The organism is Cohnella faecalis (genome assembly GCF_003570905.1).
Classification (GTDB): domain Bacteria; phylum Bacillota; class Bacilli; order Paenibacillales; family Paenibacillaceae; genus Cohnella; species Cohnella faecalis.
Genome location: NZ_QXJM01000039.1, coordinates 1,254,602 through 1,272,393, shown reverse-complemented (window position 1 = coordinate 1,272,393; position 17,792 = coordinate 1,254,602). Strand labels below are relative to the sequence as shown.

The window sequence follows — 17,792 nt, the reverse complement described above, 5'->3', positions numbered from 1 at the left end:
ACCGTCCGGCAGCACCACGTTTCCGCCTCTAACTACCAACCGTTTCCCGTTCAATTGCCTCGCCCGCTTCCCCAAATCATTGTGACCTTATTTTACACTTTGCGACGCGTTTAAGACAGTCCGGCACTTTAGAAATAACAGCGCTTTAAAGCACCAAAAAAAGTTCTGCCCTAGTCGAGCAGAACTTGCTTCGCTTAATCCATAAATCCGAGTTTTTGCAGCAATCTCTCTACTGCGACGGCCGCTTGAGCGCGCGTCGCATATCCCCCCGGATTCAATCGGCCGATCCGTCACCGCTTAGAATGCCCGCGGCAACAACGGTTCGCATCGCTCCCTCGGCCCATCCGGCACGCGATACGCATCGGTGAACGAAGCGAGACTCGCTTCAGCGAGCTTTTCCTGCGGCTTTGCGTAGCGAAGGGCATTCGCGATGATGACCGCCAGCTCTTGCCTAGTAAGCGGAGCATTCGGACGGAAGCTTCCTCCGGGATCGCCAGTCAACAGCCCCTTCCCTGTGGCGATAGATACGTCCTTTGCATACCATGAAGGCTCTTTGACGTCCCGGAATGCGCTCGCACCCTGTTCATCCTGTAAGCCCGAGTCCCTTGACGAGCAATGAAGCGAAATTCCGCCGGGTAATCCGCTCGTCGGGTGCGAAGGCTGATTCGGTTTTGCCGCTGAGAAGTCCTTTCGCAGCCAGCTTATCGACGACCCGCTCCGCCAATGGCTGCCCAAGTCAAGAAAGACCGCTTTCTTATAGCCGCCGCATAAGTGCTGTTCCCCGTCCGGCTAACTATCGCATGGTAGACGCCGACCGGTCCTTGAAAAAGCGGGCCGGAGCAAAGCCGGGCTCCCCCTCTCCTTCCTTGCCGTAAAACACGGATGTCCGCTCCAATCGAATCGGGGACGGGCCCGTTGCCGACCGGGAACGAACGGACGACAAATGAATCTCCGAAGTCGTCGATCGTTCGACTCGTCCCGCCGCTAGTTATCGTAAGCTCGAACGTAACGGCCAGTGCACCGAGAAGGGTGATCCGCTGGCCTGCCATGCCGTTTTCAAGCTGCCCCCGGCCCTCCCACGGACCACGGAGGACGAAATTCTCAATACGAATTCCCTCTATCCGGAGGCCCGGAACGATCCTTTTGCACGGGAGCGGCTCATTTTCGTTGTCTCGCTGTGTCTTCCCTTGTCCTGAAAGCGAACGGAGCTTTGGAAGCGGAAGTGAAGGGGAAATTCGTATTGATATCTTCCTCCGTCCGAAGGGCCGGGGGCAGCTTTGAAAACGGCATGGCAGGCCAGCGGAATCACCCTTCTCGGGCACTGGCCGCTTACGTTCGAGCTACATAACTAGATATACGTAACTAGCGGCGGACGAGTCGAACGAGTCGACGACTTCGGAGATTCATTTGTCGTCCGTTCGTTGCGCCGGTCGGCAACGGGCCGGCCCCGATCGATTCCGGAGCGGACACCGTGTTTTACGGCAAGGAAGGAGAGGGGGAGCCCGGCTTTGCTCCGGCCGCTTTTTCAAGGACCCGGTCGGCGTCTACCATGCGATAGTTAGCCGGACGGGGAACAGCACTTATGCGGCGGGCTATAAGAAAGCGGTCTCTTCTTGACTGGGCAGCCATTGGGCGAGCGGGTCGTCGATAAGCTGGCTGCGAAATGGACTTCTCAGCGGCAAAACCGAATCAGCCTTCGCACCCGACGAGGCGTATACCCGGGCGGAATTCGCTTCATTGCTCGTCAAGGGACTCGGCTTACAGGATGAACAGGGTGCGAGCGCATTCCGGGACGTCAAAGAGCCTTCATGGTATGCAAAGACGTATCTATCGCCACAGGGAAGGGGCTGTTGACTGGCGATCCGGAGGAAGCTTCCGTCCGAAATGCTCCGCTTACTAGGCAAGAGCTGGCGGTCATCATCGCGAATGCCCTTCGCTACGCAAAAGCCGCAGGAAAAGCTCGCTGAAGCGAGTCTCGCTTCGTTCACCGATGCCGTATCGCGTGCCGGGGATGGGCCGAGGGAGCGATGCGAAACCGTTGTTGCCGCGGGCATTCAAGCGTGGGACGGATCGGGCCGATTGAATCCGGGGGGATATGCGACGCGCGCTCAAGCGCCGCGCATCGCAGTAGAGAGATTGCTGCAAAAACTCGGATTTATGGATTAAGCGAAGCAAGTTCTGCTCGACTAGGGCAGAACTTTTTTGGTGCTTGCCTTTAAAGCGCTGTTATTTCTAAAGTGCCGGACTGTCTTAAACGCGTCGCAAAGTGTAAAATAAGGTCACAATGATTTGGGAAGCGGGCGAGGCAATTGAACGGGAAACGGTTTGGTAGTTAGAGGCGGAAACGTGGTGCTGCCGGACGGTGTCGTCAAGGCTGACGTCGTGGCGAGAACGGCATCATTCAATCGGTGGATTACGCAGGGAGCAAATCGTCCGCTGTCGAAACGATTGACGAGTCGAAAGATCGGATCATAGAGGCCGAGGGGGCATGGGTGCTTCCCGGACTCGTCGATATTCACTGGCGACACTATCGAGAAGGAGGTCGAGCCTCGGCCGGGACGCTGTTCCCGATGGAGATGGCTTTTCTTCAATACGAGAGAAAGCTCGCCGGACACGGCATTACGACGATGATGCATTCCTTGTCTTTTGGCGTCGGATTAAGTCTTAGGGGAGAGCATCTCGTATCGCAGCTGATCGATCTCATTCGTTCCTGCAAGCCGGAGCGGGCGATGATTCGCCATGGCGTCCATCTTCGCTACGAGGTGTCCCAGCCTACGGGAATTCCGCTCGCAAGAAGGCTGATCGAGGAAGGCGCTATCGATTATTTGTCGCTGATGGACCATGCTCGCGGAATAGGACAATATGCTCGGCCCGGAGCTTTCCAACGTTACGTGATGAAAAATCAGGGTGTAAGCTTGGATGAAGTCGAAAAAATCGTGGAGGAGCTTCAGGAGAGACGGGCGAAGGTGGACTGGAACGCGCTTAGGGAGCTCACTGCATTCGCTCGAGCAGAGGAATTGCGGTAGCTTCCCATGACGACGATTCCGAGGAAGCGGTGAATCGGTCGCTGGCTTTCGGAGCCGACATTTCCGAGTTCCCGCTCAACGGAGCGACTGCTGCCTATGCCAAGAAGCAGGGAATGGGAGTGTGCGTAGGCGCGCCCAATATCGTACGCGGAGGCTCCCACGACGGCAACCTAAAAGCCGCCGAAGCGATTGTTGCCGGCGATGCCAACTTGCTCTGCTCGGACTATCATCCGGCTTCGCTGCTTCATGCGGTGTTCGCTTTGGCGAAAGAAGGAGTAGCGTTGGAGAGAGCGGTGCGCATGGCGACGCTGGAACCCGCGATTGCGATGGGGCGGGGGCCGAAATCGGATCGCTGGAGCCCGGCAAACGGGCCGATCTCATCGTCGTGGATACGGTGAGGGAATGCCCGCTTGTCCGGTGTACAGTAGTCGACGGAGTCACGGTTTACGAAACGAGAGACTTTTCGGGCGCTAAGTCGTTCTAGGAAGGCGAGCTTACGGCGGGCGCTTCCGTCGACTCGTTATGGAGATGGTCATGCAGCGTGCCGATCATCTTGAGCCGTTCCTCCTCCGTACTGCCCGTCCAGATGATTTCGAACAAGACGCCGAGCCCGGCAGCGTCACTTCGGCATTTCCTACGGAATCGTCGACGACGTCCCTAAGCTCTTCGTTCGTCTTGTCGTGAACGCGTTGAATAATCGCTTGTCGTAAATTAAGTTGCAAGCCGGAACCTCCCCCTTGGAGAACTTCCCGTGTAGATTGCCCGCAATGACCTTCCGTTATGCCGCTTCAAGCATGGTATAATGGTGGCTATTGGAACAGAAAACGTTGGCTTAAGGCGTTATTGAGGAACAGGAGGATCACCCGACGTGTTGAAAAAACAATATGCCGTCATCGGTCTGGGCCGGTTCGGTTCAAGCGTGGCCGCTTACTTGACGGGTATGGGATATGAAGTATTGGCGGTGGACGACAACGAGGAGCGCGTTCAGGATATCGTTCATCAGGTCACTCACGCGGTATCGGCGGACTCTACCGACGAGGAGGCGATGAAGGCGCTTGGGATTCGCAATTTCGACGTGGTGGTCGTCGCGATCGGACAAGATATTCAAGCGAGCATTATGACGACTCTAATCGTCAAGGAGCTTGGCGTTCCCATATCGTTGTCAAAGCCCAGAACGACATGCACGGGAAGGTGCTTAGCAAAATTGGAGCCGATAAAGTCGTGTTCCGGAGCGGGATATGGGACTGCGAGTTGCGCACCATCTTATTTCGCCGAACATTTTGGAGCATATCGAGCTGTCTGGCGATTTTAGTATCGTCGAGATGAAGGCTCCTCCCGCTTTTGTGAACAAAAATTTGAAGCAGCTCGATTTTCGCGCCAAGTTCGGCTGCAATGTGCTTGCCGTCAAGAGGGGCGAGGACATGGACATCGCTCCGCGAGCCGACGCTCCGCTTCTGCAAGGGGACGTGCTCGTCATCGTCGGAAAAAACGAACGCTTGATGAAGCTGGAGCAAACGTATGCCGAAGGTTGAAGCGTACATCGAATCGGTCGCGAATCCGCGCGTCAAAGGCTGGGTTAAGCTGACAGAGCGCAAATACGGGAGCGGGAAGGACGTTTTTTGCTGGAAGGCGTTCATCTGGTGGCGGAAGCTTTGCAAGCCGGGTGGCCGCTTGAGCATGTCGTCTATGATGCGGGCGCGGATTTGCCGGAAGAGCTGCTGAGATACAAGGAGTCGGATGAGGAGTACGATTCCTTGGAAAACGTGCCGTCATGGATTCCGGTTTCTCCGGAAATCATCTCCAAGTGCAGCGCAACCGACACCCCGCAGCCGGTGTTTGCCGTCGCGCGCAAACGGATCGTCGACACGGATCGATTGTTCTCGGAGGAACGGTCTCTCGTCGCGGTGCTTGACGGGGTGCAGGACCCGGGCAACGTCGGTACCATCGTTCGCGGCGCGGCCGCGTGCGGCGCAACGGCCGTCGTGCTTGGCCGCGGTACGGCGGACTTGTACAACTCTAAGACGCTGCGAGCCACGATGGGCGCTCTTTTTCACGTTTCGGTAGTGGAAGGCGATTTGAAGGAATTGCTTCCGGAAGCAAAGTCGCGCGGAATAGCGGTTGCAGGCACAAGCCTCCAAGCGGCACGCTCTTGCTACGAATACGATTTTAGCGGTCCGACATGGCTCGTTTTCGGCAACGAAGGGAGCGGGTTGTCGACGGCCGTATCCGACCTGGTCGACTCCAATCTCATTATCCCAATGACCGGCCGTGCGGAATCGCTGAACGTAGCGATGGCGGCGACGGTGCTCCTGTTCGAGGCTCAGCGGCAGCGGTTGTTTAACGCCGACAATAACCAGTCGTGATCTCAAGTTCGGCCGTTTTGTCGACGAATGGCAGAAGCTTCCTAGTCAGCAATTGAAGAATGGAGAAGTCAGCGATGCAATTGTTGTCAAAAATTGGGTGTACGGACAAAAAGTTATAATCGTTCAAAACGGCTAATCTGTCTTGGAGAAAACGGTGGAAGAAGGAGCTGCGGAAGCCGTTCTTTCGGTAGGCTCGGAAAAACAGTTTTACGGTGTACAGATTGCCATTACGGCTCCAGATGGGAAAACGGCAGTCTTTGAATCACCGAAATACGAAAAAATTCAAGCAGGAGATCAATTTTTTTACTAACATCGGTGTATGAGAACACAGTGCCATCCGTTGAACGGGCGGTACTGTGTTTTATTTTAAACCGTTATGGTAAAACGAACGAAGGGCTGGAAATGGCACCGGAAAGAATCCGGCCCATATCCGGCCCTTTTGCATTCCCCTGCCATTCAGCCAAGCATGAAAGAAAATCCGGTTGGGGATAATGGATATAATCCACCCATTCCTTGTTCGGAGTTGAGAAGCGACTTGGCGCACACGAAACCCTCTAACGCCGCTGAACGGAGCGCTAAAAGCGAGATCGCGCTTACGAATAGCTTGGAAGCCAATATGTCCGAAGCGAACTGCGAACGTATTTGTGGATTGCTCCGACATCGTGTTCCACTTTTCTCGATGAAGGACGGAACGGAATGCGGAGTCGTTTCCGTCAAGGGGCTTTCCGACACGCAGGCGTTGGAAAGACAAGTGATAGCTCCATTATTGGTCATGGAGTGGGAAGGCAACGACAAATCGGCTCGGCGGCTATTTTCCCGACTGCCAGCTTCTTCTTGTCAGGAATACGAAAAAATAGGCGAGCTGGCGGACCGTCTGTGCGTCGGATATCCGGTCGTTCTCGTCGATGGGGCGTCCACGGCGTACTCTTTCGATATGATCGGTCCGAGCAGCGTTCCGTCGAGGAGCCGGTTGCGGAATCGACCGTCAGAGGGCCCCGCGACGGCTTTACCGAAGCTTGGGCGTCAATTTGCCGCTCATTCGCAAGAGATTGAAGACGCCGGATCTGAAGGTAGCAGGAATGACCGTCGGAAGCTACAGCAGGACGGAAGTCGCTGTCGTCTACATTAAAGGAATTGCCGATCCGGCATTGGCGGGCGAAATCAAGAGGCGGATCGAGGGAATGCGAATCGAGGGGCTGCTGGAAAGCGAATCGATCGAGGAATGGATTTCGGATAATCCGGTCTCTCCCTTTCCTCAATTGCTGTCGACGGAGCGCCGGATGTCGTCTGCGCCAATCTTCTGGAGGGCCGCATCGCCATCCTGATCGACGGAACGCCGTTTGCCCTCGTAGCTCCGGTCAGCTTATTCTCGATGCTCCAGTCTCCGGAGGATTATTATCAGAACATACTCTCCAGCTCGTTCATTCGCTGGCTTCGCTATGTTTTTTTCGTCATGTCGCTGCTGCTTCCGTGGCTTACGTAGCGATTACAACCTACCATCAGGAAATGATCCCGACCGTACTCTTGCTCAATATCGCCAATCGCGCGAGGAGATCCCTTTTCCCGCTTGGTTGAAGCGTTGATTATGGAAATCAGTTCGAAGCGCTAAGGGAAGCCGGCGTTCGGCTGCCCAAGCAAGTCGGCGCGGCCGTCAGCATTGTAGGTGCCTTGGTAATCGGACAAGCGGCTACTTCCGCCGAATTGTCTCCGCGCCTATGGTCATCGTCGTCGCCATTACAGGAATCTCCTCGTTCATGATTCGCGGTATTCTCTTGGAATTCCGCCGCGAATTCTTCGCTTTCCTATTATGATTCTTGCGGGACGCTCGGGCTGGTCGGGGTGATGCTCGGTTTTATTCTCATCGTCGTCCATTTGAGCAAGCTTCGTTCGTTCGGGCTGCTATCTGTCGCTGTAACCCGACGAGGTTCGGGAACTGAAGGACGTTTTTCTTCGTTCGCCGATTTGGACTACCGATACGAAGCCCGCGCTCTCCGGCAGTCGTTTAACTCTCGGACAACTTCTCAGACAAAAGGTATTCGCGATGATCGATAAAGGCAAGATATCGTCTCTGCAATTAGCCGTGCTTATGTATCCTCTTATTTGGCGACTGGTGCTGACGTGCCGCGCGACTTGCTGGGCCAGCCGAACGCCGGCTTCCCTTAGCGCTTCGAACGTGATTTCCATAATCAACGCTTCAACAAGGCGGGAAAAGGGATCTCTCGCGCGATTTGGCGATATTGAGCAAGAGTACGGTCGGATCATTTCTGATGGTAGGTTGTAATCGCTACGTAAGCCGACGAAAGCAGCAGCGACATGACGAAAAAAACATAGCGAAGCCAGCAATGAACGAGCTGGAGAGTATGTTCTGATAATAATCCTCCGGAGACTGGAGCATCGAGAATAAGCTGACCGGAGCTACGAGGGCAAACGGCGTTCCGTCGATCAGGATGGCGATGCGGCCCTCCAGAAGATTGGCGCAGACGACATCCGGGCGCTCCGTCGACAGCAATTGAGGAAAGGGAGAGACCGGATTATCCGAAATCCATTCCTCGATCGATTCGCTTTCCAGCAGCCCCTCGATTCGCATTCCCTCGATCCGCCTCTTGATTTCGCCCGCCAATGCCGGATCGGCAATTCCTTTAATGTAGACGACAGCGACTTCCGTCCTGCTGTAGCTTCCGACGGTCATTCCTGCTACCTTCAGATCCGGCGTCTTCAATCTCTTGCGAATGAGCGGCAAATTGACGCCCAAGCTTTCGGTAAAGCCGTCGCGGGGCCCTCTGACGGTCGATTCCGCAACCGGCTCCTCGACGGAACGCTGCTCGGGACCGATCATATCGAAAGAGTACGCCGTGGACGCCCATCGACGAGAACGACCGGATATCCGACGCACAGACGGTCCGCCAGCTCGCCTATTTTTTCGTATTCCTGACAAGAAGAAGCTGGCAGTCGGGAAAATAGCCGCCGAGCCGATTTGTCGTTGCCTTCCCACTCCATGACCAATAATGGAGCTATCACTTGTCTTTCCAACGCCTGCGTGTCGGAAAGCCCCTTGACGGAAACGACTCCGCATTCCGTTCCGTCCTTCATCGAGAAAGAGTGGAACACGATGTCGGAGCAATCCACAAATACGTTCCGCAGTTCGGACATATTGGCTTCCAAGCTATTCGTAAGCGCGATCTCGCTTTTAGCGCTCCGTTCAGCGGCGTTAGAGGGTTTCGTGTGCGCCAAGTCGCTTCTCAACTCCGAACAAGGAATGGGTGGATATTATATCCATTATCCCCAACCGGATTTTCTTTCATGCTTGGCTGAATGGCAGGGGAATGCAAAAGGGCCGGATATGGGCCGGATTCTTTCCGGTGCCATTTCCAGCCCTTCGTTCGTTTTACCATAACGGTTTAAAATAAAACACAGTACCGCCCGTTCAACGGATGGCACTGTGTTCTCATACACCGATGTTAGTAAAAAAATTGATCTCCTGCTTGAATTTTTTCGTATTTCGGTGATTCAAAGACTGCCGTTTTCCCATCTGGAGCCGTAATGGCAATCTGTACACCGTAAAACTGTTTTTCCGAGCCTACCGAAAGAACGGCTTCCGCAGCTCCTTCTTCCACCGTTTTCTCCAAGACAGATTAGCCGTTTTGAACGATTATAACTTTTTGTCCGTACACCCAATTTTTGACAACAATTGCATCGCTGACTTCTCCATTCTTCAATTGCTGACTAGGAAGCTTCTGCCATTCGTCGACAAAACGGCCGAACTTGAGATCACGACTGGTTATTGTCGGCGTTAAACAACCGCTGCCGCTGAGCCTCGAACAGGAGCACCGTCGCCGCCATCGCTACGTTCAGCGATTCCGCACGGCCGGTCATTGGGATAATGAGATTGGAGTCGACCAGGTCGGATACGGCCGTCGACAACCCGCTCCCTTCGTTGCCGAAAACGAGCCATGTCGGACCGCTAAAATCGTATTCGTAGCAAGAGCGTGCCGCTTGGAGGCTTGTGCCTGCAACCGCTATTCCGCGCGACTTTGCTTCCGGAAGCAATTCCTTCAAATCGCCTTCCACTACCGAAACGTGAAAAAGAGCGCCCATCGTGGCTCGCAGCGTCTTAGAGTTGTACAAGTCCGCCGTACCGCGGCCAAGCACGACGGCCGTTGCGCCGCACGCGGCCGCGCCGCGAACGATGGTACCGACGTTGCCCGGGTCCTGCACCCCGTCAAGCACCGCGACGAGAGACCGTTCCTCCGAGAACAATCGATCCGTGTCGACGATCCGTTTGCGCGCGACGGCAAACACCGGCTGCGGGGTGTCGGTTGCGCTGCACTTGGAGATGATTTCCGGAGAAACCGGAATCCATGACGGCACGTTTTCCAAGGAATCGTACTCCTCATCCGACTCCTTGTATCTCAGCAGCTCTTCCGGCAAATCCGCGCCCGCATCATAGACGACATGCTCAAGCGGCCACCCGGCTTGCAAAGCTTCCGCCACCAGATGAACGCCTTCCAGCAAAAAACGTCCTTCCCGCTCCCGGTATTTGCGCTCTGTCAGCTTAACCCAGCCTTTGACGCGCGGATTCGCGACCGATTCGATGTACGCTTCAACCTTCGGCATACGTTTGCTCCAGCTTCATCAAGCGTTCGTTTTTTCCGACGATGACGAGCACGTCCCCTTGCAGAAGCGGAGCGTCGGCTCGCGGAGCGATGTCCATGTCCTCGCCCCTCTTGACGGCAAGCACATTGCAGCCGAACTTGGCGCGAAAATCGAGCTGCTTCAAATTTTTGTTCACAAAAGCGGGAGGAGCCTTCATCTCGACGATACTAAAATCGCCAGACAGCTCGATATGCTCCAAAATGTTCGGCGAAATAAGATGGTGCGCAACTCGCAGTCCCATATCCCGCTCCGGGAACACGACTTTATCGGCTCCAATTTTGCTAAGCACCTTCCCGTGCATGTCGTTCTGGGCTTTGACAACGATATGGGGAACGCCAAGCTCCTTGACGATTAGAGTCGTCATAATGCTCGCTTGAATATCTTGTCCGATCGCGACGACCACCACGTCGAAATTGCGAATCCCAAGCGCCTTCATCGCCTCCTCGTCGGTAGAGTCCGCCGATACCGCGTGAGTGACCTGATGAACGATATCCTGAACGCGCTCCTCGTTGTCGTCCACCGCCAATACTTCATATCCCATACCCGTCAAGTAAGCGGCCACGCTTGAACCGAACCGGCCCAGACCGATGACGGCATATTGTTTTTTCAACACGTCGGGTGATCCTCCTGTTCCTCAATAACGCCTTAAGCCAACGTTTTCTGTTCCAATAGCCACCATTATACCATGCTTGAAGCGGCATAACGGAAGGTCATTGCGGGCAATCTACACGGGAAGTTCTCCAAGGGGGAGGTTCCCGGCTTGCAACTTAATTTACGACAAGCGATTATTCAACGCGTTCACGACAAGACGAACGAAGAGCTTAGGGACGTCGTCGACGATTCCGTAGGAAATGCCGAAGTGACGCTGCCCGGGCTCGGCGTCTTGTTCGAAATCATCTGGACGGGCAGTACGGAGGAGGAACGGCTCAAGATGATCGGCACGCTGCATGACCATCTCCATAACGAGTCGACGGAAGCGCCCGCCGTAAGCTCGCCTTCCTAGAACGACTTAGCGCCCGAAAAGTCTCTCGTTTCGTAAACCGTGACTCCGTCGACTACTGTACACCGGACAAGCGGGCATTCCCTCACCGTATCCACGACGATGAGATCGGCCCGTTTGCCGGGCTCCAGCGATCCGATTTCGGCCCCCCGCCCCATCGCAATCGCGGGTTCCAGCGTCGCCATGCGCACCGCTCTCTCCAACGCTACTCCTTCTTTCGCCAAAGCGAACACCGCATGAAGCAGCGAAGCCGGATGATAGTCCGAGCAGAGCAAGTTGGCATCGCCGGCAACAATCGCTTCGGCGGCTTTTAGGTTGCCGTCGTGGGAGCCTCCGCGTACGATATTGGGCGCGCCTACGCACACTCCCATTCCCTGCTTCTTGGCATAGGCAGCAGTCGCTCCGTTGAGCGGGAACTCGGAAATGTCGGCTCCGAAAGCCAGCGACCGATTCACCGCTTCCTCGGAATCGTCGTCATGGGAAGCTACCGCAATTCCTCTGCTCCGAGCGAATGCAGTGAGCTCCCTAAGCGCGTTCCAGTCCACCTTCGCCCGTCTCTCCTGAAGCTCCTCCACGATTTTTTCGACTTCATCCAAGCTTACACCCTGATTTTTCATCACGTAACGTTGGAAAGCTCCGGGCCGAGCATATTGTCCTATTCCCGGAGCATGGTCCATCAGCGACAAATAATCGATAGCGCCTTCCTCGATCAGCCTTCTTGCGAGCGGAATTCCCGTAGGCTGGGACACCTCGTAGCGAAGATGGACGCCATGGCGAATCATCGCCCGCTCCCGGCTGCAGGAACGAATGAGATCGATCAGCTGCGATACGAGATGCTCTCCCCTAAGACTTAATCCGACGCCAAAAGACAAGGAATGCATCATCGTCGTAATGCCGTGTCCGGCGAGCTTTCTCTCGTATTGAAGAAAAGCCATCTCCATCGGGAACAGCGTCCCCGGCCGAGGCTCGACCTCCTTCTCGATAGTGTCGCAATGAATATCGACGAGTCCGGGAAGCACCCATGCCCCCTCGGCCTCTATGATCCGATCTTTCGACTCGTCAATCGTTTCGACAGCGGACGATTTGCTCCCTGCGTAATCCACCGATTGAATGATGCCGTTCTCCGCCACGACGTCAGCCTTGACGACACCGTCCGGCAGCACCACGTTTCCGCCTCTAACTACCAACCGTTTCCCGTTCAATTGCCTCGCCCGCTTCCCAAATCATTGTGACCTTATTTTACACTTTGCGACGCGTTTAAGACAGTCCGGCACTTTAGAAATAACAGCGCTTTAAAGGCACCAAAAAAAGTTCTGCCCTAGTCGAGCAGAACTTGCTTCGCTTAATCCATAAATCCGAGTTTTTGCAGCAATCTCTCTACTGCGACGGCCGCTTGAGCGCGCGTCGCATATCCCCCCGGATTCAATCGGCCCGATCCGTCACCGCTTAGAATGCCCGCGGCAACAACGGTTCGCATCGCTCCCTCGGCCCATCCCGGCACGCGATACGCATCGGTGAACGAAGCGAGACTCGCTTCAGCGAGCTTTTCCTGCGGCTTTGCGTAGCGAAGGGCATTCGCGATGATGACCGCCAGCTCTTGCCTAGTAAGCGGAGCATTCGGACGGAAGCTTCCTCCGGGATCGCCAGTCAACAGCCCCTTCCCTGTGGCGATAGATACGTCCTTTGCATACCATGAAGGCTCTTTGACGTCCCGGAATGCGCTCGCACCCTGTTCATCCTGTAAGCCGAGTCCCTTGACGAGCAATGAAGCGAATTCCGCCCGGGTAATCCGCTCGTCGGGTGCGAAGGCTGATTCGGTTTTGCCGCTGAGAAGTCCTTTCGCAGCCAGCTTATCGACGACCCGCTCCGCCCAATGGCTGCCCAAGTCAAGAAAGACCGCTTTCTTATAGCCCGCCGCATAAGTGCTGTTCCCCGTCCGGCTAACTATCGCATGGTAGACGCCGACCGGGTCCTTGAAAAAGCGGGCCGGAGCAAAGCCGGGCTCCCCCTCTCCTTCCTTGCCGTAAAACACGGATGTCCGCTCCGAATCGATCGGGCCGTTGCCGACCGGGAACGAACGGACGACAAATGAATCTCCGAAGTCGTCGATCGTTCGACTCGTCCCGCCGCTAGTTATCGTAAGCTCGAACGTAACGGCCAGTGCACCGAGAAGGGTGATCCCGCTGGCCTGCCATGCCGTTTTCAAGCTGCCCCCGGCCCTTCGGACGGAGAAATCTCAATACGAATTTCCCCTTCATTCCCTTCCAAAGCTCCGTTCGCTTTCAGGACAAGGACAGACAGCGGCAACGAAAATGAGCCCGCCTCCGTCGCAAAAAGGATCGTTCCGGAGCCTCCGGATATGTCAAACGCCGCTTTCGCAGCCGGGAAGGGGACGACTAAGACCGAGCTCCCGGATTGTTTGACGCCGATCGTCCATACTTTCGTATTCGCGGACGCCGTCTTCGCAAGCCGCATCGCGGACTCTCCGTTCAAGCGATAGATCGCCTCGCCCGAAGCTTCTTCTCTCCCTACGGCTGTATTCCACGAAGAGGACGGCGACAGCCCCGTCATCCAGTCCGGCGGATCGAAAGTCCATATCAAAGGAGGCATACCCGCTCCTCCCGAGCCCGGACTCGTTACGGTCTTATTCGTAACATGAACCGTTGCCGATACCGATTGCCCCAAGTATGTTGCGGTTACGACCGCTTGCCCGGCGGTTATCGCCGTCACGAGCCCTTCGGCGCTCGCCGTGGCGACTGCCGGGTCGGACGATCGGAACGCCGTTAAAGCCGTAACGTCCTCCGTGCCTCCATCCCCGTCGCTCGCCGTCACGAGCAGCTGCTTCACGCTGCCTGCAACCAACGTAAAATCGTAGCTGTTCAAAACGATAACCGGAGCTTCCGGCGAACTAACCACTCTTACGGAGGCAGATAACGACTGACCTCGATAAGTGACGGTAATAGTCGCCTGCTGTCCCGAGCTTAATCCAGTCACCAGGCCCGCCGCGCTGACAGAGACCGACTCCGGAGCGGATGACTGAAAAACGGATAGCGAGGTCACGTCTTCGGTTCTCCCATCCGAATAGTTCGCCGTCACTACTAATTGCCTCGTGTTTCCTTGAACGACGATGAAATCATACGCATTCAAAGAAATAACCGGAGTTTCCGGCGGGCTCGCGACTCTGACCGTTGAGGATACCTTCTGCTTCTCGTATGTCGCGGTAACGACAGTCGTCTGTCCAGCGGTCAGTCCCTTGACGAGACCCGCTGCGCTCACCGAAGCAACCGCCGGATCGGAAGACAGATATGTCGCAAACGCTGTGACTTCCTTCGTGCTTCCGTCCGCATAGCTTGCCGTTACCGCCAATTGCTTCGTGCTTCCTTTTGCCAATGTAAAATCATACGAATCCAGCGTCAAAACGGGAAGCTCCGCCGTAACCGTAACTGTAGCGGACACCTTCCGACCTTCGAATGTCGCGGTAATGGCGGCCGTCTGTCCGGCAGTCAGCCCCTTGACGAGGCCCTCTTCGCTTACCGAAGCGACTGCCGAATCGGAAGACTCGTAGGCTGCGAGCAACGTTACGTCCTTCGTTGTTCCGTCCGTATAATTCGCCGTTACCGTCAGCTGTTTCTCGCTTTCTTTTGCCAACGCAAAATCATGGAGTCCAGCGTCAGGACGGGAACCTTCAGACTCAAACCCGTAACTTGCGTCGGTACATATTGATCGACTCGCTTGCCGTCTCCGAGCTGACCGCTAAGATTGAAGCCCCAAGTCCATACCGTTCCATCGCTTCTAAGAGCGATATTGTGGCGGCTGCCTTTGGCAATGGCGACGACATCGGTCAAAATCGACGTTTGCACGGGCGCCGCGCGCTCGCCATCGTCTTATCGCCGTTCCCAAGCTGGCCGGCATTGTTCTGCCCCCATGTCCATACCGTTCCGTCCTCTTTCAAGCAAGCGTATGGTAGTAACCCGCCGATATAGAGCCGACCTCGCTGATCCCCGCTACCTTCGCGGGTGACAGCCTCTCGGCTGCCGAATCGTCGCCAAGCTGGCCGACCGAGTTGCTTCCCCATGCCCATACCGTCCCGTCATCTTCGAGAATGGCGGTATGGCCAGTGCCCGCCGCAACCGCGATTGCCTTGCCCGAGCCGGGCAAGATCGCTTGAACCGGCTGGGAACGATTATCCTTCGTCCCGTCTCCCAACTGACCGAACGCATTGTAGCCCCACGTCCATACCGTTCCGTCAGAAGCAAGCGCGACGAATGGGCCGTTGCCTCCCGCGATTGCGATTGCCTTCCGACCGGACCCGAAACCGCTCACCTTAACCGGTACGGCGGAGCTCTGCACAGCCGTGCCGTCCCCAAGCTGACCGGCTTCGTTGCTTCCCCAGTTCCATACCGATCCGTCGCTTGTCAAAGCCAATGTACGATAATCGCCGCTGGCGATAGCCGTCACCCCCCGATGCCCGCCACCTTCGCAGGAACGAAACGGTTCGTCTTCGTGCCGTCCCCGAGCTGACCGAAGTCGTTGCGCCCCCATGTCCATACGTTCCCTTCCCCGTCCAGAGCAACGGAATGGCATAGCCGCCGGCAATGTCGACAATTCCGCTTAATCCATCCACTTGACCCGGCGTAAGTCTGTCGCCCGACCCTTCCGCCCCGAGCTGGCCGAATTCGTTCTCGCCCCATGTCCATACCGTTCCGTCCTCTTTCAGAGCAAGCGAGTGGCTCCCTCCCGCAGCAATCGCAATCTTCGGCTCCGCCGGAACACTGGAAGCGAATGCCGCGGGCACCACGCCGCGATTCGTTGCAAGCGATGGCGCAGCCAAAGCGAAAATGACGCATAACGAAAAAACACGTCTCACCAAGCCGAACGTGCCGCTCTTCTTCATTATCGAGCCCCCTGTCGAATGATACAATTTGTATCAAATAGTATCATAATCGACTGTCCTCCTCAATATGCCCTTTCTTTTTCGGAGGATATATCAAAAAAAACCGCCTCCCCTATGAAGGGAAGCGGTCTATACCAACCAATATTAAGGAGCCGTCTCCAAAAACTTCACATCCGGCATCCGCTCCATGGCGGTGCGCATCGCGTACTCGTTCTCGAACAGGGCGACATCGTTATCGTTCTTGTCCTTGACGAGCGTGGAGTTGATTCGGAATTTCGTCGGATCAAGCTTGTCGGCGACGAGCCAGCGCGCAAATTGGAACGAGGTGCGATTCAACTGAATTTCCACGCCGTATTCGTTCTTCATCCGGTATTGGAACACTTCGAATTGAAGGTTCCCGACAACGCCGAGGTACGTATCCTCGAACACACCGACCGAGCGGAACACCTGCACCATGCCTTCCTCCGTCAGCTGATCGAGTCCCTTGAGGTATTGCTTCTGCTTCAAGGCGTTCTTGACCGATACTTTGGCGAAAATTTCCGGCGAAAACGTAGGAAGCTCGTCGAACGTAATGCTGCTTCCTTCGCTTAAGGAGTCTCCGATGCGGAAGATGCCCGGATCGAACAACCCGATAATGTCGCCCGGATAGGCGGTATCGACGATTTCCCTGTCTTGGGCCAAGAACTGCTGCGGCTGCGAAAGCTTGATCTCTTTGCCTACGCGAACATGCTTCACGGCCATCCCGCGCTCGAACTTGCCCGAGCAAATACGCAGGAACGCCAGCCGGTCGCGGTGCGCCGGGTTCATGTTCGCCTGGATTTTGAACACGTAGCCCGAAAACTTCTCGTTCTCCGGATCGATCAAGCCGTCCGTGCTTTTGCGAGGCGTCGGCGCCGGAGCGAGCTGAAGGAAGTTCTCAAGGAACGTCTGCACGCCGAAATTGTTGACGGCGCTGCCGAAGAAGACAGGCGTCAGCTCTCCCCGCTTCACCCGCTCGTAGTCGAACGCATCTCCGGCCACATCCAGCAGCTCAAGATCCTGCGCCAATTGGTCGGCGTGGTAGTCCCCGGCCATTTCGCGGATAATCGGATCGTCATAGCCGGACGTCTTGCGGACCTCGATCGTCGAATGGTCTTTGCCGTTAAACAGCTCAACCTGATTTTTCATCCGGTCGTAGACGCCGTGCAGCTCCCGCCCCATGCCGATCGGCCAGTTCATCGGAACCGAACGAATGCCGAGCACGCGCTCGATTTCCTCAAGCAGGTCGAACGGGTTTTGCCCTTCGCGGTCCAGCTTGTTAATGAACGTGAAGATCGGGATGCCGCGCTTGCTGCACACCTGGAACAGCTTGATCGTCTGCGCCTCGACGCCCTTGGCGACGTCGATAAGCATGACCGCGCTGTCGGCGGCCGTCAGCGTCCGGTACGTATCCTCGGAGAAGTCTTGGTGACCCGGCGTATCCAGAATATTGACCTGCTTGCCGGCATATTGAAACTGCATTACCGAGGAAGTAACGGAAATGCCCCGCTGCTTCTCGATTTCCATCCAGTCGCTCGTTGCATGACGCGCCGCTTTGCGCGCTTTGACCGAACCGGCCGTATGAATCGCTCCCCCGAAGAGCAGCAGCTTCTCGGTCAGCGTCGTTTTCCCCGCATCGGGTGAGAAATAATCGCGAACGTGCGGCGCTTCTCGACTTCTTGCCGCAGCTCGCCCGGTTTCGTTGAACTCATCTTTTGAATTTCCTTCCGTTTTTGAAAATGACAGCTTCCATTATAGCATAACCCGGCGAATAACGTCTTCGTTCTCTGCGCCCTTCATTAGGAAAGCTCCGCCCATCCTCGCGGAAAGCGGAGCTC

The 17,792-nt window shown here is 55.8% G+C and carries 23 protein-coding genes and 7 pseudogenes; 11 read left to right on the top strand and 19 right to left on the bottom strand.

What is annotated here, in order from left to right:
- Positions 1–297: 297 nt before the first annotated feature.
- The 3 genes from D3H35_RS18880 to D3H35_RS18875 are packed head-to-tail and all read right to left on the bottom strand — an operon-like array spanning position 298 to position 1,049.
- Positions 298–627 (bottom strand): S-layer homology domain-containing protein, encoded by a 330-nt coding sequence (locus tag D3H35_RS18880; protein WP_411675161.1) that lies wholly within the window; start codon positions 625–627, stop codon positions 298–300.
- Complete coding sequence (locus D3H35_RS34935) at positions 584–724, bottom strand: S-layer homology domain-containing protein (protein WP_411675160.1); 141 nt, start codon at positions 722–724, stop codon at positions 584–586. Before D3H35_RS34935 ends, D3H35_RS18880 begins: the two co-directional genes overlap by 44 nt.
- Positions 702–1,049, bottom strand: coding sequence for a hypothetical protein (locus tag D3H35_RS18875; protein ID WP_119150747.1), 348 nt, complete (start codon positions 1,047–1,049; stop codon positions 702–704). Before D3H35_RS18875 ends, D3H35_RS34935 begins: the two co-directional genes overlap by 23 nt.
- Before the next feature lie 568 nt (positions 1,050–1,617).
- Between D3H35_RS18875 and D3H35_RS34930 the strand changes: the two genes are divergently transcribed.
- The 5 genes from D3H35_RS34930 (at position 1,618) to D3H35_RS32590 (ending at position 3,424) form a co-directional block, all read left to right on the top strand.
- Positions 1,618–1,854, top strand: coding sequence for an S-layer homology domain-containing protein (locus D3H35_RS34930; protein ID WP_119151220.1), 237 nt, complete (start codon positions 1,618–1,620; stop codon positions 1,852–1,854).
- Positions 1,809–1,967 carry a hypothetical protein gene (locus D3H35_RS30875; RefSeq protein ID WP_158594187.1) on the top strand — a complete coding sequence of 53 codons (159 nt, stop codon included), beginning with the start codon at positions 1,809–1,811 and terminating at the stop codon, positions 1,965–1,967. Before D3H35_RS34930 ends, D3H35_RS30875 begins: the two co-directional genes overlap by 46 nt.
- Positions 1,927–2,166: a hypothetical protein gene (locus D3H35_RS30870; RefSeq protein ID WP_119150745.1), complete on the top strand. Its 240-nt coding sequence runs from the start codon at positions 1,927–1,929 to the stop codon at positions 2,164–2,166. The genes D3H35_RS30875 and D3H35_RS30870 overlap by 41 nt, the downstream gene beginning before the upstream one ends.
- A 242-nt stretch (positions 2,167–2,408) precedes the next feature.
- Positions 2,409–3,026 carry an amidohydrolase family protein gene (locus D3H35_RS32595; RefSeq protein WP_233567992.1) on the top strand — a complete coding sequence of 206 codons (618 nt, stop codon included), beginning with the start codon at positions 2,409–2,411 and terminating at the stop codon, positions 3,024–3,026.
- Between the two features lie 29 nt (positions 3,027–3,055).
- Complete coding sequence (locus tag D3H35_RS32590) at positions 3,056–3,424, top strand: amidohydrolase family protein (RefSeq protein WP_233567991.1); 369 nt, start codon at positions 3,056–3,058, stop codon at positions 3,422–3,424.
- 82 nt (positions 3,425–3,506) lie between these two features.
- Here the strand turns inward: D3H35_RS32590 and sspI (D3H35_RS18850) are convergent.
- Positions 3,507–3,748 (bottom strand): annotated as a pseudogene (sspI, locus tag D3H35_RS18850) (small acid-soluble spore protein SspI).
- A gap of 146 nt (positions 3,749–3,894) precedes the next feature.
- On the opposite strand from sspI (D3H35_RS18850), the pseudogene D3H35_RS18845 reads away from it, so the two are divergent.
- From D3H35_RS18845 to D3H35_RS34925, 5 genes and pseudogenes are all read left to right on the top strand, one after another.
- A pseudogene (locus tag D3H35_RS18845) lies at positions 3,895–4,558 on the top strand (potassium channel family protein).
- Positions 4,559–4,645: 87 nt separating this feature from the next.
- A complete protein-coding gene (locus tag D3H35_RS18840) occupies positions 4,646–5,389 on the top strand; it encodes a TrmH family RNA methyltransferase (RefSeq protein WP_325050096.1) in 744 nt (247 codons plus the stop codon).
- A gap of 142 nt (positions 5,390–5,531) precedes the next feature.
- A complete protein-coding gene (locus D3H35_RS30865; RefSeq protein ID WP_158594183.1) occupies positions 5,532–5,699 on the top strand; it encodes a hypothetical protein in 168 nt (55 codons plus the stop codon).
- A 706-nt stretch (positions 5,700–6,405) separates the two neighbouring features.
- Positions 6,406–6,872: pseudogene (locus D3H35_RS30855) on the top strand (spore germination protein).
- A gap of 143 nt (positions 6,873–7,015) precedes the next feature.
- Positions 7,016–7,147, top strand: coding sequence for a spore germination protein (locus D3H35_RS34925; protein WP_119150742.1), 132 nt, complete (start codon positions 7,016–7,018; stop codon positions 7,145–7,147).
- A 141-nt stretch (positions 7,148–7,288) separates the two neighbouring features.
- Here the strand turns inward: D3H35_RS34925 and D3H35_RS34920 are convergent, their stop codons facing one another.
- From D3H35_RS34920 to D3H35_RS18800, 5 genes and pseudogenes are all read right to left on the bottom strand, one after another.
- Positions 7,289–7,651, bottom strand: coding sequence for a spore germination protein (locus D3H35_RS34920; protein ID WP_119150741.1), 363 nt, complete (start codon positions 7,649–7,651; stop codon positions 7,289–7,291).
- 22 nt (positions 7,652–7,673) lie between these two features.
- Positions 7,674–8,479, bottom strand: a pseudogene (locus D3H35_RS32585) (spore germination protein).
- A gap of 368 nt (positions 8,480–8,847) precedes the next feature.
- Positions 8,848–9,015: a hypothetical protein gene (locus tag D3H35_RS30845; RefSeq protein ID WP_158594183.1), complete on the bottom strand. Its 168-nt coding sequence runs from the start codon at positions 9,013–9,015 to the stop codon at positions 8,848–8,850.
- A gap of 142 nt (positions 9,016–9,157) precedes the next feature.
- Positions 9,158–10,003 carry a TrmH family RNA methyltransferase gene (locus D3H35_RS18805; protein WP_119150738.1) on the bottom strand — a complete coding sequence of 282 codons (846 nt, stop codon included), beginning with the start codon at positions 10,001–10,003 and terminating at the stop codon, positions 9,158–9,160.
- Positions 9,990–10,655: a potassium channel family protein gene (locus D3H35_RS18800; RefSeq protein ID WP_119150737.1), complete on the bottom strand. Its 666-nt coding sequence runs from the start codon at positions 10,653–10,655 to the stop codon at positions 9,990–9,992. The genes D3H35_RS18805 and D3H35_RS18800 overlap by 14 nt, the downstream gene beginning before the upstream one ends.
- A gap of 147 nt (positions 10,656–10,802) precedes the next feature.
- Between D3H35_RS18800 and sspI (D3H35_RS18795) the strand changes: the two genes are divergently transcribed.
- Positions 10,803–11,045, top strand: a complete 243-nt coding sequence (sspI, locus tag D3H35_RS18795; protein WP_119150736.1) for a small acid-soluble spore protein SspI — start codon at positions 10,803–10,805, stop codon at positions 11,043–11,045.
- On the opposite strand, the gene D3H35_RS18790 is transcribed toward sspI (D3H35_RS18795), so the two are convergent.
- The 10 genes and pseudogenes from D3H35_RS18790 to D3H35_RS18755 all read right to left on the bottom strand — a co-directional run bounded on the left by D3H35_RS18790 (position 11,042) and on the right by D3H35_RS18755 (position 17,666).
- Positions 11,042–12,244, bottom strand: coding sequence for an alpha-D-ribose 1-methylphosphonate 5-triphosphate diphosphatase (locus D3H35_RS18790; protein ID WP_119150735.1), 1,203 nt, complete (start codon positions 12,242–12,244; stop codon positions 11,042–11,044). The two genes, sspI (D3H35_RS18795) and D3H35_RS18790, sit on opposite strands and share 4 nt — an antisense overlap.
- A 140-nt stretch (positions 12,245–12,384) precedes the next feature.
- Positions 12,385–13,248 (bottom strand): S-layer homology domain-containing protein, encoded by an 864-nt coding sequence (locus D3H35_RS18785; RefSeq protein WP_119150734.1) that lies wholly within the window; start codon positions 13,246–13,248, stop codon positions 12,385–12,387.
- Entirely contained in the window at positions 13,245–14,690 is a 1,446-nt protein-coding gene (locus D3H35_RS18780; protein ID WP_119150733.1) for an Ig-like domain-containing protein, read from the bottom strand. The genes D3H35_RS18785 and D3H35_RS18780 overlap by 4 nt, the downstream gene beginning before the upstream one ends.
- A complete protein-coding gene (locus tag D3H35_RS18775; RefSeq protein ID WP_119150732.1) occupies positions 14,663–14,902 on the bottom strand; it encodes a hypothetical protein in 240 nt (79 codons plus the stop codon). The genes D3H35_RS18780 and D3H35_RS18775 overlap by 28 nt, the downstream gene beginning before the upstream one ends.
- Positions 14,884–14,994: an RCC1 domain-containing protein gene (locus D3H35_RS34915; protein ID WP_158594182.1), complete on the bottom strand. Its 111-nt coding sequence runs from the start codon at positions 14,992–14,994 to the stop codon at positions 14,884–14,886. The genes D3H35_RS18775 and D3H35_RS34915 overlap by 19 nt, the downstream gene beginning before the upstream one ends.
- Complete coding sequence (locus D3H35_RS18765) at positions 14,991–15,392, bottom strand: RCC1 domain-containing protein (protein WP_199728546.1); 402 nt, start codon at positions 15,390–15,392, stop codon at positions 14,991–14,993. The genes D3H35_RS34915 and D3H35_RS18765 overlap by 4 nt, the downstream gene beginning before the upstream one ends.
- 60 nt (positions 15,393–15,452) lie before the next feature.
- Positions 15,453–15,500 (bottom strand): annotated as a pseudogene (locus D3H35_RS34910) (hypothetical protein); the annotation flags it as partial.
- A complete protein-coding gene (locus D3H35_RS34905) occupies positions 15,497–15,733 on the bottom strand; it encodes a hypothetical protein (RefSeq protein WP_411675159.1) in 237 nt (78 codons plus the stop codon). The pseudogene D3H35_RS34910 and the gene D3H35_RS34905, both read right to left, overlap by 4 nt.
- A pseudogene (locus D3H35_RS34900) lies at positions 15,637–15,936 on the bottom strand (hypothetical protein); the annotation flags it as partial. The gene D3H35_RS34905 and the pseudogene D3H35_RS34900, both read right to left, overlap by 97 nt.
- A gap of 144 nt (positions 15,937–16,080) precedes the next feature.
- A pseudogene (locus tag D3H35_RS18755) lies at positions 16,081–17,666 on the bottom strand (peptide chain release factor 3).
- Positions 17,667–17,792: the final 126 nt, after the last annotated feature.